The organism is Flavobacterium sp. FlaQc-30, assembly GCF_044005885.1.
GTDB lineage: Bacteria > Bacteroidota > Bacteroidia > Flavobacteriales > Flavobacteriaceae > Flavobacterium.
Genome location: NZ_JBIPCO010000002.1, coordinates 78,070 through 95,090, shown reverse-complemented (window position 1 = coordinate 95,090; position 17,021 = coordinate 78,070). Strand labels below are relative to the sequence as shown.

General features: G+C 32.3%; 19 protein-coding genes. 8 read left to right on the top strand and 11 right to left on the bottom strand.

Going from position 1 to position 17,021, the window contains the following annotated elements; genetic code table 11:
• Positions 1–4: 4 nt before the first annotated feature.
• From rpmG to ACHRV0_RS05720, 9 genes are all read right to left on the bottom strand, one after another.
• Complete coding sequence (gene rpmG, locus ACHRV0_RS05760) at positions 5–187, bottom strand: 50S ribosomal protein L33 (RefSeq protein ID WP_008253902.1); 183 nt, start codon at positions 185–187, stop codon at positions 5–7.
• Positions 188–214: 27 nt separating this feature from the next.
• Positions 215–451: a 50S ribosomal protein L28 gene (gene rpmB / locus ACHRV0_RS05755; protein WP_008468080.1), complete on the bottom strand. Its 237-nt coding sequence runs from the start codon at positions 449–451 to the stop codon at positions 215–217.
• A 71-nt stretch (positions 452–522) separates the two neighbouring features.
• Positions 523–1,776, bottom strand: coding sequence for a CinA family nicotinamide mononucleotide deamidase-related protein (locus ACHRV0_RS05750; RefSeq protein WP_129022951.1), 1,254 nt, complete (start codon positions 1,774–1,776; stop codon positions 523–525).
• A 221-nt stretch (positions 1,777–1,997) separates the two neighbouring features.
• Positions 1,998–2,342 carry an Hpt domain-containing protein gene (locus tag ACHRV0_RS05745; RefSeq protein ID WP_089052930.1) on the bottom strand — a complete coding sequence of 115 codons (345 nt, stop codon included), beginning with the start codon at positions 2,340–2,342 and terminating at the stop codon, positions 1,998–2,000.
• Positions 2,342–2,953 carry a fumarylacetoacetate hydrolase family protein gene (locus ACHRV0_RS05740; RefSeq protein WP_089056246.1) on the bottom strand — a complete coding sequence of 204 codons (612 nt, stop codon included), beginning with the start codon at positions 2,951–2,953 and terminating at the stop codon, positions 2,342–2,344. Before ACHRV0_RS05740 ends, ACHRV0_RS05745 begins: the two co-directional genes overlap by 1 nt.
• A 90-nt stretch (positions 2,954–3,043) precedes the next feature.
• Positions 3,044–3,814 carry a 3'-5' exonuclease gene (locus ACHRV0_RS05735; protein WP_089052928.1) on the bottom strand — a complete coding sequence of 257 codons (771 nt, stop codon included), beginning with the start codon at positions 3,812–3,814 and terminating at the stop codon, positions 3,044–3,046.
• Between the two features lie 210 nt (positions 3,815–4,024).
• Positions 4,025–5,335 (bottom strand): dihydrolipoamide acetyltransferase family protein, encoded by a 1,311-nt coding sequence (locus ACHRV0_RS05730; RefSeq protein WP_395440184.1) that lies wholly within the window; start codon positions 5,333–5,335, stop codon positions 4,025–4,027.
• A gap of 84 nt (positions 5,336–5,419) precedes the next feature.
• Positions 5,420–6,583 (bottom strand): glycosyltransferase family 2 protein, encoded by a 1,164-nt coding sequence (locus ACHRV0_RS05725; RefSeq protein WP_395440183.1) that lies wholly within the window; start codon positions 6,581–6,583, stop codon positions 5,420–5,422.
• Between the two features lie 31 nt (positions 6,584–6,614).
• On the bottom strand, positions 6,615–7,796 hold the full coding sequence (locus tag ACHRV0_RS05720; RefSeq protein ID WP_395440182.1) for a hypothetical protein: 1,182 nt from the start codon (positions 7,794–7,796) through the stop codon (positions 6,615–6,617).
• Positions 7,797–7,913: 117 nt separating this feature from the next.
• On the opposite strand from ACHRV0_RS05720, the gene ACHRV0_RS05715 reads away from it, so the two are divergent.
• Entirely contained in the window at positions 7,914–8,504 is a 591-nt protein-coding gene (locus ACHRV0_RS05715) for a hypothetical protein (RefSeq protein ID WP_395440181.1), read from the top strand.
• 36 nt (positions 8,505–8,540) lie between these two features.
• Here ACHRV0_RS05715 and ACHRV0_RS05710 read toward each other — a convergent pair whose 3' ends face one another.
• The gene (locus tag ACHRV0_RS05710; RefSeq protein WP_395440180.1) at positions 8,541–9,731 is read right to left on the bottom strand and encodes a DUF5009 domain-containing protein; all 1,191 of its coding nucleotides are present in this window, start codon (positions 9,729–9,731) and stop codon (positions 8,541–8,543) included.
• A gap of 199 nt (positions 9,732–9,930) precedes the next feature.
• On the opposite strand from ACHRV0_RS05710, the gene ACHRV0_RS05705 reads away from it, so the two are divergent.
• The 4 genes from ACHRV0_RS05705 (at position 9,931) to ACHRV0_RS05690 (ending at position 14,232) form a co-directional block, all read left to right on the top strand.
• A complete protein-coding gene (locus ACHRV0_RS05705; protein ID WP_395440179.1) occupies positions 9,931–10,896 on the top strand; it encodes a T9SS C-terminal target domain-containing protein in 966 nt (321 codons plus the stop codon).
• A gap of 91 nt (positions 10,897–10,987) precedes the next feature.
• Complete coding sequence (locus ACHRV0_RS05700; RefSeq protein ID WP_089052922.1) at positions 10,988–12,850, top strand: ABC-F family ATP-binding cassette domain-containing protein; 1,863 nt, start codon at positions 10,988–10,990, stop codon at positions 12,848–12,850.
• Positions 12,851–12,953: 103 nt separating this feature from the next.
• Positions 12,954–13,424: an FKBP-type peptidyl-prolyl cis-trans isomerase gene (locus ACHRV0_RS05695; protein WP_129022944.1), complete on the top strand. Its 471-nt coding sequence runs from the start codon at positions 12,954–12,956 to the stop codon at positions 13,422–13,424.
• A gap of 28 nt (positions 13,425–13,452) precedes the next feature.
• A complete protein-coding gene (locus ACHRV0_RS05690) occupies positions 13,453–14,232 on the top strand; it encodes an O-methyltransferase (protein WP_395440178.1) in 780 nt (259 codons plus the stop codon).
• A gap of 54 nt (positions 14,233–14,286) precedes the next feature.
• Here the strand turns inward: ACHRV0_RS05690 and ACHRV0_RS05685 are convergent, their stop codons facing one another.
• Complete coding sequence (locus tag ACHRV0_RS05685) at positions 14,287–14,943, bottom strand: DUF6565 domain-containing protein (protein WP_129022942.1); 657 nt, start codon at positions 14,941–14,943, stop codon at positions 14,287–14,289.
• Between the two features lie 305 nt (positions 14,944–15,248).
• Between ACHRV0_RS05685 and ACHRV0_RS05680 the strand changes: the two genes are divergently transcribed.
• The 3 genes from ACHRV0_RS05680 (at position 15,249) to ACHRV0_RS05670 (ending at position 16,961) form a co-directional block, all read left to right on the top strand.
• On the top strand, positions 15,249–15,935 hold the full coding sequence (locus ACHRV0_RS05680) for an ABC transporter ATP-binding protein (RefSeq protein ID WP_089056257.1): 687 nt from the start codon (positions 15,249–15,251) through the stop codon (positions 15,933–15,935).
• Positions 15,936–15,997: 62 nt separating this feature from the next.
• On the top strand, positions 15,998–16,567 hold the full coding sequence (locus ACHRV0_RS05675; RefSeq protein ID WP_395440177.1) for a cob(I)yrinic acid a,c-diamide adenosyltransferase: 570 nt from the start codon (positions 15,998–16,000) through the stop codon (positions 16,565–16,567).
• 172 nt (positions 16,568–16,739) lie between these two features.
• Positions 16,740–16,961 carry a DUF2795 domain-containing protein gene (locus ACHRV0_RS05670; protein ID WP_007138072.1) on the top strand — a complete coding sequence of 74 codons (222 nt, stop codon included), beginning with the start codon at positions 16,740–16,742 and terminating at the stop codon, positions 16,959–16,961.
• Positions 16,962–17,021: the final 60 nt, after the last annotated feature.

The window sequence follows — 17,021 nt, the reverse complement described above, 5'->3', positions numbered from 1 at the left end:
ATTATTACTTAATTTCTTTATGAACAGTTACTCTTTTTAAGATTGGATTAAATTTTTTAATCTCTAATCTGTCTGGAGTATTTTTTTTGTTCTTAGTTGTAATGTATCTAGAAGTTCCTGGAACACCAGAAGTCTTGTGCTCAGTACATTCTAAAATTACTTGGATTCTATTACCTTTCTTTGCCATCTTGCTATATATTTATTTAGGAAAAGATTATTTGATAAATCCTTCTGACTGCGCTTTTTTCAAAACAGCAGTGATTCCATTTTTATTAATTGTTTTTATCGTAGATGCTGCTACTCTAAGAGTAATCCATCTATCTTCTTCTGGAAGATAAAAACGCTTTTTAACTAAGTTTACAGAAAACTTTCTCTTAGTTTTGTTCATAGCGTGAGAAACGTTATTTCCTACCATCGCTCTTTTACCTGTAAGGTCACAAACTCTTGACATTATACTTATCTTTTATCGTTATTCAAAATCAGGGTGCAAAGAAAAGAAAAATAAACCATTGTAGCAAAAAATTATTGCACAATTTTTAAAATTTCTTTCTGTAAAATTTCCAAACTCTTAATCGTGGCTCTATCTATCACTTTTTCACGTGGTTGACCAAAGTTAAATTCTTCTACAATTATCTCCGTTGGGGTAGCCAAAGCTATAAAAACAGTGCCAATTTCAGCATCTGAATCACCTTTTGAGGGTCCGGCGTTACCAGTTGTCGCAATTGCATAGTCCGTTTTCAGTATTTCTTTCACATTCAAAGCCATAGCTGATGCAACCTGCGCACTTACCACTGTAAATTCATCTACTAAATCCTGCGAAACACCAAGAACATTGACTTTAGCCTCTGTTGCATACGAAACAATACTTCCTTTAAAATATTTTGAAGAGCCTTCTACCGAAGTTAACAACGAAGCAATCCTTCCTCCGGTACAACTTTCTGCCGTTGAAATCGTTTTATTTTGTCGAGAAAGAAACTTAGCAATTACAGTTTCTATCGTTTCATTTTCTTCATAACCAACTATTATATCATGAATTATAGCATCTAAAGATTTTACATTCTCTTCTATTGCTTTTTCTAACTCGGCTTTATCCGTTCCTCTGGCTGTTAATCGCAAACGCACTCTGCCTGGATTTGGCAGATACGCTAATTTTATAAAATCTGGCAGATTATTCTCCCAAGTTTCTATACGCTCTGCAACTAAACTCTCTCCTTGACCATAGGTTAGAATAGTTTTATGAATAATATAAGGGCGCTTGTATTCTTTGACTATTTTCGGAATTATCTCTTCTTCGACTAAATATTTCATCTCATACGGAACTCCGGGAAGTGAAATAAATACGGTATTTTCTTTTTTCATCCACATACCCGGCGCAGTACCCACTTGATTATGAAGTACTGTACAGGTAGACGGAACGAGCGCTTGATCTTTGTTTAATTGTGAAATTGGTCTTTTATAAAAACCTTCTATTAACTGCGTTACATGCGCTAAAACTTCTGGATTAACAACTAATTCGTCATTAAAATATTCGCAAAAAGTTTTCTTCGTAACATCATCTTTTGTAGGCCCTAAACCGCCGGTTACAATCACAACATCAACCTTGTTTTGCAATTGCTCAAAAGTATCTAAAATGTGTTTTTTATCGTCACTAATCGAAATCATTTCTGCAACTTCAACACCAATTCGATCAAGTGATTTAGCAATAAAACCAGAGTTTGTATCAATAATTTGACCTATCAAAATTTCATCTCCAATAGTTATAATGGCTGCCTTCATACAAATATTATTTTCACTTGCGGTAATGCAAGTTGTTATTAGAAAGTAGATTGCTGTTTTTACTTTATTTATAAGGAAATAAAAGCTGGATTCTTTTTACAACAAATACCAGATGTTGAGCAAACGAAGTTTTTAGAAATTGAAAAACAACCTCAACAATAGAAGAAATCCTTAATTCTTATTCTTTTCTTAAAAAAACAAGAATTAAGAACATTTAAATCTTACAAATCAAAATCTTTCTTGATTTCTTTGATCGCATCTTTAACCTGAACTTTTATACTTTTAAAAGTCTCTATAATATCCTTTTTCTTTCCCTCTGCTTTTGTCCAAGCTTCTACTTGCAGAATTTCTTCAAAAGCAACATTTAACCCCATTAAATCTAATGTAGGTTTTATTTTATGAGCATAAGAATAGGCATACTTATGATCCTTTTTCTTAATTCCCTCTTTTATTTGTTTTAAATCTTCAGGGACTTCTGTAACAAATAAATTAAGAATTTCGTTTACAAATTCAGGATCGTTATCTGAAAGCGCGTACACTTTCGAAAGGTTGTACTTTAAGGCCATTATTTTACTTGTATTCTAAATAATTTTTTATCTTCTAAAAAGCCTTCTAAAATATCATTAGGCTTAACCGATGCAACACCCGCAGGCGTCCCAGTAAAAATAATATCTCCAATTTTTAAGGTAAAAAATTGCGATACGTACGAAATCAATTCGTCAATTTTCCAAAGCATAAAGCTTGTATTTCCTTTTTGAACAGTTTCATTATTATTCTTGAGTTCAAACGTAAGATTTTCTAATGAAACAAAATCACTTTTTGGCAAAAAATCACCAATTACCGCAGAACCGTCAAAAGCTTTTGCTTTTTCCCACGGCAATCCTTTTGCTTTTAATTTATCTTGTAAATCTCTGGCTGTAAAATCAATACCTACACTAATTTCTTCGTAATATTTATTAGCAAACTTTGGTTCGATATATTTTCCTACTTTATTAATCTTTACGATTACTTCTAATTCATGATGAACTTCTTCAGAAAATTCTGGAATTACAAACGGATGCTGCTTCAACAAAACTGCCGAATCTGGCTTCATAAAAACCACAGGTTCATCTGGTCGTTCGTTTTTTAACTCCTCAATATGATTGGTATAATTTCTACCGATACAGATTATCTTCATTTTTCTTAAGTGTTCAGTAATCAGTTTTTAGTGTTCAGTAAAACTTAGCACTCAAAAACACTGAACACTAAAAACTGAACACTGAATACTTTATTTAGTGTTTAATTTTCTTAATTTAATTGCCGTTAAAACTTTTTTGGTATACAAAGGAAAGTCTGCATTTTGAATCCAACTAAAGTAACCCGGCTCTGATTCTAATACTTTTTCTACTTTTGCTCCTTTATGTTTTCCGAAAGTAAAAATCTCTTCATTGTCTTTATCAAAAGCAATCATTCCAGCAAAGTCAGCTATTTTTTTTCGAGTTGTAAATTCAGACAATGATTTCATATCATTCTCTAATTCTGGATAACGATCTAATTGTGCTTTTAAAATTTCGTAAGTTGCCATTGTATCTGCTTCTGCAGAATGGGCATTTTCAAGGCTTTTTCCGCAATAAAATTTCAAAGCAGCACTTAATGTACGCTCTTCCATTTTATGAAAAATAGTCTGCACATCTACAGAAACTTTATTTTTCATATCAAAATCAACTCCTGCACGAAGTAATTCTTCTGCCAATAACGGAATATCAAAACGATCTGAATTAAAACCTCCTAAATCACTATCCTTAATCATATTGTAAACCTGCGGTGCCAACTCTGTAAAAGTAGGCTCATTTGCCACTTTTTCATCAGTTATACCATGCACAGCTGTTGTTTGCGGCGGAATTGGGATAGTAGGATTAACTAACCATGTTTTACTTTCTTTATTTCCGTTTGGGAAAACTTTGAATATCGAAATTTCTACAATCCGATCTTTACCGATGTCAATTCCAGTAGTTTCTAGATCAAAAAAACAAATTGGTTTGTTAAGCTTTAATTCCATTTTTAAATTTTATAAGTTTACAAATGTAATTTTTAAAGCGGAATTTCCTTTGCAAATTTTTATTTTTTTGCCCAAAATAAGTCTCTTTTTTGCATTTTAACATCAAAATTTATCAGACAACAATTTCTTCTTAATTGTATCTTCTTATTTTCCTACAAACAAAAAACCCGAAAAAACTAATTTTCGGGTTTGTATCTAAATATCGATCGATTAAAAATCACGATCTACATCAAAAGCTTCTAAATACTCTGCTACTCTTTTCACAAAACTTCCTCCTAAAGCTCCATCAACAACTCTATGATCGTAAGAGTGCGACAAGAACATTTTTTGACGGATTCCGATAAAATCACCTTCTGGTGTTTCGATAACTGCAGGCACTTTACGAATCGCACCAAGAGCTAAAATACCAACTTGAGGCTGATTGATAATTGGAGTTCCAAAAACACTTCCAAATGTTCCAACATTTGTTACTGTATAAGTTCCACCTTGTGTATCATCTGGTTTTAATTTTCCAGCTTTTGCACGATTCCCTAAATCGTTTACGGCTTTTGCCATTCCAACAAGATTTAATTGATCTGCATTTTTAATTACAGGAACAATTAGATTTCCGTTTGGCAATGCGGCTGCCATTCCTAAATTAATATTTTTCTTTTTGATGATATAATCTCCATCAACAGAAATATTCATTCCAGGAAAATCTTTTAAAGCTTTTGCAACAGCTTCCATCATAATTGGAGTAAAAGTAAGTTTCTCGCCTTCTCTTTTCTCAAAAGCGGTTTTCACTTTATCTCTCCATTTTACAATATTTGTTACGTCAACTTCAATAAATGATTGTACGTGAGCCGAAGTTTGAACTGAAGCCGTCATGTAACCTGAAATCAGCTTACGCATTCTATCCATTTCAATAATTTCGTCACCTCCATTAACAGAAACTGGAACTGCCTGCTGACTTTTTTGAACTATTGGTTCTGCCACTTTTGGCGCAGCAGCAACAGTTTGCTGAGCAGGAGCACCTGATTTTCTATTTTCTATAAACTTTAGAATATCTTCTTTTGTTACGCGTCCATCTTTTCCTGAACCTGCAATATTGTTCAATTCAGCGACAGAAACACCTTCTTCTTTTGCAATATTTTTCACTAAAGGAGAAAAGAATTTATCTGATCCCGAAAAATCCTGCGGTACAGAAACTGCCTCTTTAACTGTTTCTATTGTTTTTTCAATTTCTACTGCTTCTACAGGAACTGCAGTTTCTTCAACAGCTTGCACAGCTGGAGCATCACCTTCTGTTTCAATAATAGCAATGGTTTGTCCTACCTGAACTAAATCGTCTTTACCAAACAATTGTTCAACTAAAACGCCCGACACTTCGCTTGGCACTTCGCTGTCAACTTTATCAGTTGCAATCTCTAGTACAGCTTCATCAGCTTCAATTCTGTCTCCAACTTCTTTCAACCAGTTTGTAATGGTTGCTTCAGCGACACTTTCTCCCATTTTTGGAAGTTTTAATTCAAATCTTGCCATATTGTTATCCTCAAGGGTGATTTTGATTATCAGATTGCGAAATTACTGAATATTTTAAATATAAATTACATTTAATATAATTTTCTACTCAATTTTCACAATTTGACCCATGTCATTTCGCGAATTGCTTCCAATTATAAAATTTGTATTTTTAGGGAAAATCTTAAAAGTAATGTTCTTATCTTTAAGAGTTTCTATGATTTTGATACATTTTTTGAATGAAACATACTGATTATCCAAAATTATCTCAATGTTTTTCCCCTTAAAAACCTGGCACGAATTTACCATTTTTTCTTTTTTTAAATCTAAAAACTGCACTTTATTTTTTAAAATAGATGGTAATTTTTCAGACAAATTTTGATTTGAGGAATAAAAAATAAAACTTTCCGGCGATGGTTTTACTTTTATTTTCGCTTGAAACATTTTAAAAAATGAAAAAACAAAACTTCCTATTTGAATAAAAAATGTAAAAAACCAAGATTTCTTAAAATGCTTTTGATAAAAATAATTCATTGCCTCTTGAAAACGCAGCATATATTTTTCGTCCTTTATTGTACTTTCTCCTTTATAGTGTAAAACAGTCGTTTCATGAAAATAATAATTTGATTTTTGCTTCAAAAGTGCACGATAAGACAAGTCAATATCATCTGCATACATAAAACAATTTTCATCAAATCCTCCTAGTTCAAGGTAAAGATCTCGTTTCATAAACATAAAAGCTCCCACTAAAATCTCAACTTTTCCGCTTTGATCTTTATTTAAATGCTGGGCATAGTAACGATTAAATATTCTTGATTTTGGAAATACTTTATACAAACCAAAAATCTTTGTAAAAGCAACCCAAGGAGTTGGAATACCTCGTTTACTTTCGGGCAGGAAACCTCCGGTACCATCAATTAGTTTACAACCTATTATTCCTAAATCTTGTTTTTCTTCGGCGAAAGCCAAAATTTTAGCGAATGTATCTTCTGCAACGACTGTATCAGGATTTAAAATACAAATGTATTTTCCCGATGCAAATTGAACTCCAATATTATTGCCTTTTGGAAAACCAAAATTGCGATCGTTCTGAATTAATTTAATGTCAGGGAATTTATTTTTCATCATCAAACAACTATCGTCAGATGAATTATTATCTACTACAATAATTTCGGCATCAAGTGTTAAAAGTGCTTCTTGAACACTCAAAATGCATTGTTCGAGAAAGTAACGCACATTATAATTAAGTATAACAACCGATAATTGCATGAAATTTTAAGTAATTTGATTTTTGGGAAAGTTAGAAATTTTCGGTTAAACCTAATCGCAGCGACCAATCGTTTTTGCTAACTCCAAAATCCAGCACTAAATTACTATTATTCTGTTTATTCCATTTAATACGTAATCCCGTTCCAACGGCGGGATTCCATTTACTAAACTGATAGGTGTCTAATTTTGAAACTGAGGAAATATTGGTAAAAAATACGACGCCCCAAAAACCATTTTTTGAAATATCGGTACGATATTCGGTTTCAAAATAAATAAGTGCATTGCTTCTAAATCTATTTCTGGTAAAACCACGACCCGTTTTTCCGTCTCGATCCCAACCAATACTTGGCAAGTCAAGATAATGCGGTTTTCCTCCAAAAGTGGACCAATAAAAGGCTCTATACGCTAAAACTCGATGTTTGTGTTTATTAAACGAATGATATTTTCGGGCATCAAAATAAATAGAATTCCATTTTTTACCATCGACTCCGCTTGTATTCATTCTATAATCTGCTTCGACATACAAACCTTGTTCTGGATTTACATTGTTTTCTCTAGAATCATATAAACCTTGAACAGCAAATCCTAACGAAGTTTCATCCGTAAAATCACCGTTCATATATTTAGAGTAATCAGTTTCTTCATCTATATAGGAATCTTCAGAAATATTTTGATAATTATCAAACAATACACCCAATCCCATTCTGAAATTACCAATAACTTTTCGGGTTGTAAATTGATAAAATCTCCATTGCTGATAATCCAAAGTAGACATTTTATCTTCGGTATTATGCCCTCCCAAACCATAAGTATCTTGCGGATAAATCATATACCTGTAATCTCCTATAAAGTTCCACTTATTATCTGCCGTATAAATATAAGACTGCACAGGAAAAACATATTGTTTGGTAAAACTAAAATAAGGAGAAAAGGTAATTTGAGACATTCTTGTTGTTTTGCTGTCTCCCAAATAAAATGTGGTTAAAAATGACACTACTAATCCGGCACTTTTATTTGCATCTATAGGAACTGGAAGCAAAGAAAATGCTACTTTTTTTTCTGGTTTTATTCGAACAGAATCGTTTTTATGGAAAAGCTTATACAATACATCCAAAATGTCTTTTTGATTATTCGAAATGGAATCATTTTGTGCGTAACAAAACGGCATCCCAAAAAAGAAAAATAAAACAAGTATTAATTTTGCTTTTTTCATTTCGTAAAGTTTTCGGAAACAACTTCTTACAAATTTAAAATTTTATTTAGAATAGGTATCTCTTTCAAAATAATAAAAAAGAAAATTATATTTTTGATGTTGAAACCTCTCTTTTTTATGAAAAACAAACCGTCGATTATCCTGAACTATTTTCTTTTTTCTTTAGTCTTGCTGTTCATGTATGGTTTTTCTTCATTAACCGTTTCTTCGAGCTCAAGCTTAGATCTTGTAAAAACTTCGACATGGTATATTGCAGGCCCAACGAAAGAAACACAGGAAACCATTAATAAAATGAGAAAAGAAAAGGGCTTAATTAAGATTACTGCAAAAGAAAATCCAGCAGGTGCAATTGAGCTGAATGTGATGATTTCTGAATCTGACTCGAATGACGGCGTTCCCACAAATTTATCTAAAAACTCAAAATATGTGAGTATTACCTATAAATCAAATGAATTAATAAAACTGCAGGCTCGCGAAGGAAATGTAGAAGGCACTGGATGTGTGCATGGCGGCTCACACCCAAGAGTTGATCTTCCGATATCAGCCAAAAGCTTTACAACAATAAAAGTTCCGTGGACAGAGTTCAAGCAAGATGGTCTTGCAGATGGAAAGGTTTTAAATATTCATAACCTTTGCAAATTCAATTTTGTAAACTACAATCCAACATCAAACGCCGTTTTAGAAATAAAATCTGTTCGTATTCATTAACCGTTTTATTACAAATAGAATCTCTTGTTTGACTTACTATAAATGAAGTTGAATTTTATACTTATTACATACTTTCATAACAAAAAGCATAATTGTAGAAAATACTAGTGACCAAATTATTCCCGGAACTCCTACTCTAAAATAACCTGGAATAATATGAAATCCCAAAGCTTTGCAGAAATAATAAATTACTCCGGGAAGAATGTAAATCAATAAAGGGTTTGCTGCGGCTGGCATAAAAAACGCACTCCATTTTGTTTGTTTCTTAACTTCCATTAACCAATACAAAAAGTAAAACAGCACGGTACAAATTCCAGCAGAAAACATCGTCCAAGACGGCGTTCCTTTTATTTTTGAAATTCCAAAATAAGGGCGCAAAAAGTACCCGATTGCAAAAAACAAAACGGCAAAAGCAATTACCGGCCAGTTAATTTTTTGCTGTATTTTCCTGTCAAAAAACAATAACGAGATTATTACTCCTGCACTCACTAATGCAGCGTGCGTTAAATGCCCAGCAATAAATTTAAACCAAGGCAGATTTGACAGTGGAAGATCAGCACTTAGATTTATTGAATTTGCAATTACACAAACAAACAAAAATGCAATCATCGCCCATAATCGTCCTGAAACAAGCCAATAGTAAATTACCGAAAAAAGATATGCCCAGCCAATTAATCCTAGAATTCCCCACCATTTAGGCGTTATTCCAATTTCGCCGGTATCTCGCACATATAAAAAATAAAGAATAACCAGAACGAGCATTCCGCCGTAGTGAAGACTGTTTTTTAACCAAATTGGGAAATCTTTAGGGTATTTATTCCAAATAGGAATTGGCATTGCATAGGCTATAAGCGCCCAAAGCACCGGAGAAATAATCATTTTTGAAGCATCAAAACCATATTCGGCATTAACCATAAAAACACCAATAATGATTAGAGCTAAAGCTCTTTTTAAAGTATGAATCCAAATTACTTTAGGACTATCTCCTTTTAGCAATCTGGCATTGAAAGCAAATGGAATTGACATACCTACAATAAACAAAAAAGCAGGAAAAACTACATCAACAAAAGTCATCGCATCTGCATCTGCAGGCATGTGTCTAAGCCATTGCGGGACTTCTTTTATACTTGCCAATTCATTTACAAATATCATTACAAAAATGGTAATTCCACGTAAAGCATCTATTGATATAATCCTTTGATTGTATAAATTTTCTTTAATTTTCATAAATTACTTTGTTTTTGGCAATAACAAATTTAAAATAATAGACGAGATCTCGTTTTTATTTCTAATAAATATTTTAAAAAGAATCTATCTTAAACATAGTATCTAAATTGAACTGCAAAAATCAAAATGCAACAAAAAAGCCTTTTTTATGTTAATCTCTTAATAGTGTACTTTTGTTTTTATTAATGCCTATTTGTAAATGAAAAAAGTAATTTTCTTTTTCCTTATAATTTTCACTTCAGCTTATTCGCAGGTTTCTGGCTGTACAGATCCTCTTTCGAAAAACTACAACCCAAAAGCAACTCAAAATGACGGAAGCTGTCTTTACAGAAGCATAAAAGTAAAACCTGCATATTCAATCAAATTAAGTGACTCTGTTAAAGAAACTTCAGGACTAATTACATTCGACAACTTATTATGGACACATAATGACGATAATGATAAAACTATTTACGGATTGGACTCTATTGGAAAAATTAGACGAAAAATTATTCTTGAGCACGCTGTGAATAATGATTGGGAAGAAATATCACTAGACAGCACGCATATTTATATTGGCGATTGCGGAAATAATGCAAGCGGAAATCGAACTGACTTAAAAATTCTAAAAATAAACAAAACATCATTTTTGAATGAGAATCCAATTATTGAAACAATTTCATTCAAGTATTCTGATCAAACTGATTTCTCTGCAAAGAAACCAAACACAACCAAATTTGACTGCGAAGCTTTTATAGTTTCAAAAGACAGTATTTATCTGTTTACCAAGCAATGGAAATCTTCAAAAACGAGTATTTACGTTTTACCAAATCACGCTGGAAATCATATTGCACAATTTAAAAGCACAATTAACACAAAAGGTTTAGTTACGGGTGCCGTTTTTCTTGAAAACAAAAAAGCAATTGTTTTGTGCGGTTACTCAAAAACAGGAAAGCCTTTTCTCTATTTATTGTATGATTTTAAAAATGGAGATTTTTTATCAGGAAATAAACGTCGAATACATCTAAAACTCCTATTTCATCAAATTGAAGGAATTACCACAAAAGACGGACTTCATTATTTTATTACAAATGAATCTTTGGTTCGCAAACCCATCTTAAATAATCCGCAGCAAATACATTACTTTGATTTGAGTCCTCTTCTAGGATCGTATCTACATAAATAATTCGCAAATGCAAGATAATAGTTTACTTTTGCAGAAAGTTATGTTTTTCAAAACATTCATAACTCATATTTTATAACTTATAATTACAAAAGTGAATTACTTATCTGTAGAAAATATATCAAAGTCATTTGGCGAAAGAGTCCTTTTTGACAACATTTCTTTTGGAATCAATAAAGATCAAAAAATCGCTTTTATTGCCAAAAATGGTTCTGGAAAAACAACTATTATGAGTATCATTAATGGTTTAGACGAACCAGATACCGGGCAAGTTGTTTTAAGAAAAGGAATCAGAATGGCTTTTCTGTCGCAGGACAATAATTTGCAGGATGAACTTACGATTGAAGAAAGTATTTTCGCTTCAGACAATGAAACGCTTAAAATAATTGAAGCATACGAAAAAGCACTAGAAAACCCAAATGACGAAGAAGCGTACCAAAAAGCTTTTGACGGAATGGATCAGCATAATGCTTGGGATTTTGAAACGCAGTACAAACAAATTTTATTCAAGTTAAAACTTGAGGATTTTAAACTTAAAGTAAAAAATCTTTCCGGAGGGCAAAAAAAACGTCTTTCATTGGCCATCATATTAATCAATCGCCCTGATTTATTGATTCTAGATGAGCCAACCAACCATTTAGATCTTGAAATGATCGAATGGCTTGAAAGTTATTTTGCTAAAGAAAATATCACCTTATTTATGGTAACGCACGACCGTTTCTTTTTAGAACGTGTCTGCAATGAAATTATAGAATTAGACAACGGAAAACTATATCAATACAAAGGAAATTACTCGTATTATTTAGAGAAAAAAGAAGAGCGAATTACTTCTGAAAATTCTAGTATTGACAAAGCAAAAAATCTTTTTGTAAAAGAATTAGAATGGATGCGCCGCCAGCCAAAAGCGAGAACGACCAAATCTAAATCACGTCAGGACGATTTTTATGTAATTAAAGAAAAAGCACAAAGCCGACGTAAAGAAAACAAAGTTGAGCTTGAAATTAACATGGAAAGAATGGGAAGCAAAATTATCGAGCTTCATAAACTTTCTAAAAAATTCAAAGACCGTGTTATTCTAGACAACTTTAGTTTTGATTTTCAGCGCGGCGAGAGAATTGGAATTATTGGTAAAAACGGAACAGGAAAATCTACCTTTTTAAATTTACTAACCGGAACAATTCCGCCAGACAGCGGCAGGGTTGTAAAAGGTGACACTATTAAAATTGGATATTATACACAATCCGGAATTAATCCAAAACCGGGTCAACGTGTAATTGATATTATAAAAGAGTACGGAGAATATATTCCGCTTGCAAAAGGAAAAATCATTTCGGCTTCGCAATTGTTAGAGCGTTTTCTTTTTGATGCCAAAAAACAATACGATTATGTCGAAAAATTAAGCGGTGGAGAATTAAAACGTTTGTATTTATGTACGGTTTTAATTCAGAATCCAAACTTTTTAATTCTAGATGAGCCAACAAACGATTTAGATATTGTAACGCTAAACGTTCTTGAAAGTTTCCTTTTAGACTATCCAGGATGTCTATTAGTAGTTTCGCACGACCGTTATTTTATGGATAAAATTGTCGATCATTTATTTGTTTTTAGAGGAAATGGCGAAATCGAGAATTTCCCTGGAAACTATTCTGATTTCCGTGCTTATGAAGACAGTGCCGATGTGGCTCAAAAAGAAGAAAACAAAGCCGAAAAGAAAGACTGGAAACAAAACAATCCTACTGGAAATTTAAGTTTCAACGAGCAAAAAGAATATCAAAAAATCGAAAGAGAAATTAAAGATTTAGAAATCGAAAAAACTAAAATCGAGCAATTATTCTCTGACGGAAAAGTTGCCGATGCCGATATTGAGAAAAAAGCAAACGAACTGCAAAACATCATAAACAAAATAGATAAAAAAGAAGAACGCTGGTTTGAACTTTCGGCTAAACTTGAAAGTTAATATTTCAGTTATAGATTTTCGTTTTCAAAAAATCATTTTTTCAACTAAAACACAGACTAAAGCCTAATTTTATATATTTACGATCTTTAAAAACAAATACCACATGAAAAAATTATTAGTTGCTTTTTCAATTCTTACCTTTTTTATCTCTTGTTCAAGTGATTCTGGATTAGAAAAAATTCCTGAAAAAATAGATTACAGCGTTGAAAACGAAAAAGAAATCACAGATTATCTAGTTAAAAACAATTTAACAGCAAAAAAAACAGACACTGGTTTACATTATATTATTACTGAAGAAGGAACCGGCAAACAACCCATTACACAATCATCTATTACTGTTACCTACAAAGGTTCTCTTACCAATGGAAAAGTTTTTGATCAAAATGCTTCGGGCGCAACTTTCCCATTAAGCAAATTAATTTTAGGATGGCAGCAAGGATTACCCTTTTTTAAAGAAGGCGGAAGTGGTATTTTGTTTGTTCCAGCACATTTAGGATACGGCAGTTATTCTGTTTCTGGCATTCCAGGAGGTTCTGTTTTAATATTTGAAATTAAACTGATTACCGTAAATTAATTCGCCTGAAAAACGAAATATTATAAGAATGCTCTTTCAAATACAATCTTATCTAAAATTTCTTTGGAATTCTAAAAACGAACATGGTGTTCATTCGCCTTTCGTTTTTAGTCTGCTGACAAAATGTTTCTATGATAAGAAGCCTAAACCAGAATATAAAATTCTAAAAAAATACAGAAAGTCACTTCTTGAAAACAAAAATTTCATCGAAGTAACTGATTTTGGTGCAGGTTCAAAAGTCTTTAAATCAAATAAGAGACAAATTTATAAAATTGCATTGACGGCTGGAATTTCTCCAAAACGTGCTGAACTATTATTTAGAGTAACTAATTATTTCAAGCCAAATAACATTCTTGAAATAGGAACTTCATTAGGTTTAGCAACTTCTGCCCTAGCTCTTGGAAACACAAACGCAAAAGTTACTACTATAGAAGGATGCCCACAAACTGGAAATATTGCAAAAAATCAATTAGAAAAATTTAATTGTAAAAACGTCGAAAACATAATTGTAGAATTTGAATCTTTTTTAGTTTCTGAAAATCTAAAATCTAAAACATACGATCTAATTTACTTTGACGGTAATCATTCTAAAAAAGCAACTTTAGCCTATTTTGAAAGTTTATTACCAACAATCAACAACGATTCAGTTTGGATTTTTGATGATATTCATTGGTCTCCAGAAATGGAGGAAACTTGGGAAATCATAAAAAATCACCCAAAAGTAAAAGTTACTATCGATACCTTTCAATGGGGATTTGTATTTTTTAGATACGAACAAGAAAAAGAGCATTTTATAATTAGAGCATAACAAAAAAGACGATCATTAATGATCGTCTTTTTTATTGAAATAAAAATTTGAAGATTATTTTTTAGCAGCTGCAGTTTCTTCAGACTTCGCTCCTATTCTGTTTACTGTATACATTGGTGCAAACTTAAGTTTTAAACCAGCGATTTTTCTGTTATCTTCGGCAGTAAGACCTTCTTTTTCAACTGTATTTTTACGGCTGTCAAGTGCCTCATACATAAGCTTAACTTCATCCCAGTCTTCTCTTGAATACTTATCTTTATTATTCTCAACCGTATGAACAAATTGCTGGTAAACACTATGAATGTTTTTAGCATTTACCCAATCAAAATTCATATCATCACCAATCTTGCCTTCACCAAATAAGGTATTTCGTAATTGTTGTTTTGGGCTTGGACTTGGGGCAAAAAGGACAGCCATTTCATTTCTAAACTCTTCATATTTAACTTTACTCGTGTTTATTTTCTCTGTTGCCGCAGTATTATCTTTAATATCTGCCAAAGCCAATTGTGCTTCTTCTGCTCTTTTATCATATTCAGTTTCTACACCTTTCCAATTTTCTTTCAAATCATCAGCGGTTACATTCTTAACTGAATCGACATAAGCCACATAAGAATCTATTGTTTTTTGAGCCTTTTCTTGTTTCTCATCTTTACACGAAGTAAAAATTAATGCAATAAATGCAATTCCTGACACTAATTGTATATTTTTCATAATTCTGATTATTTAAGATTACATAACAAATATAGTTATAACCCTAAGTGTTTTATTACACAATTATCACTTTTACAGCATTAAACACAATATAATTCAGTAAAATTTAAAAAACATGACAATTACATAAAAACAACTCAAAATGGTATAACAGCATTTTCGATTCTAATTTTATATTATCCAAACAAGCACAAAAACGTAAATCAATATAAAAAACTTCATTTTGTAACATAATTCAATTTAAAACTACTTATCGTTTATTGAAAAGTGTTTTGTACTTTTAAATCCAAAAATTGTAAAACGAAATGGCAAATCCATTAATTAAAATAACCGACATAAAACGAAATTTTGTTCTAGGTAATGAAATTGTATATGTTTTAAAAGGAATTAATTTAGAAATCAACAAAGGAGAATATGTTGCATTAATGGGGCCTTCGGGATCTGGAAAATCAACTTTAATGAATTTATTAGGTTGTTTAGATACTCCAACTTCTGGGCGATACATTTTAAACGGAAAAGATGTCAGCCAGATGAAAGATGATGAATTGGCAGGAATTAGAAACAAAGAAATTGGTTTCGTATTTCAAACCTTTAATCTTTTACCAAGAACAACGGCATTAGACAATGTTGCATTGCCAATGATTTATGCTGGACATTCAAAATCAGAACGTAATGCGAGAGCAGTTGAAGTACTAACGCAGGTAAATCTAGCAGACAGAATGGATCACCAGCCTAATCAGCTTTCTGGAGGACAACGCCAGCGTGTTGCCATTGCGAGAGCATTGGTTAACAAACCATCTATTATTTTGGCCGATGAACCAACAGGAAACTTAGACAGTAAAACTTCGGTAGAAATTATGAAGCTTTTTGGTGATATTCATGCACAAGGAAATACCGTAATTCTGGTAACTCACGAAGAAGATATTGCGGCTTATGCGCATCGCGTTATTCGTTTAAGAGATGGATTAATCGAAAGTGACACCACGAAATAGTTTAACCGGAAAAGGAAAAACTTAGCATCTTAGCACCTCAGAACCTTAGTATCTTAAAAAAAATGAAAGTATATACAAAAACAGGCGACAAAGGAACTACGGCTCTTTTTGGAGGCACGAGAGTTCCTAAAGATCATATCAGGATTGACAGTTACGGAACTGTTGATGAATTAAATTCTTACATTGGATTAATTCGCGATCAAGAAATGGATTCTCATTATAAAACTATTCTAATAGAAATTCAAGATCGCTTATTTACCGTTGGAGCAATATTAGCAACACCACAAGAAAAAGAGGTTTTAAAAAACGGCGAACTTCGTTTGAAAAACTTAGGCATTATTGATTCTGATATTGAATTACTTGAAAACGAAATTGACAAAATGGAGGAAAGTTTACCGCCGATGACTCATTTTGTTTTACCAGGCGGACATCCCACCGTGTCACATTGTCATATAGCACGCTGCATTTGCCGCAGAGCAGAACGTTTGGCAGTACATTTAAGCCATAATGAACACGTTCCTGAAGTAGCAATCAAGTACTTAAACCGACTTTCTGACTACCTTTTTGTCTTGGCACGAAAGTTGTCCTCAGACTTACAAGCGGAGGAAGTGAAATGGATTCCTCGCAAGTAAAATTTTAGATTTTAGAGCTTCATTTTTAGATTTTTTTCAATGTATCAATCTAAAATCAACAATCTAAAATCTGCAATTTAGAAGACGTTCTTAAATTTTATTAAAATAAATCAAAATTTACTTGTCTTTTTCAGTAAAAAATTTATTTTTGCACAAACTAAACAGATAACAGATGTATTGGACATTAGAATTAGCATCTTATTTAAGTGATGCGCCATGGCCTGCTAACAAAGACGAACTTATTGACTACGCTATTAGAGCTGGTGCTCCATTAGAAGTAGTAGAGAACCTTCAATCAATCGAAGATGAAGGCGAGATATATGAATCAATGGAAGAAATTTGGCCTGATTATCCAACAGACGAAGATTATCTTTGGAATGAGGATGAATATTAAAAAATAAACCAAAGGAAAAAGTCTCATCACCGAGGCTTTTTTTTTGGTTCAAATACACAA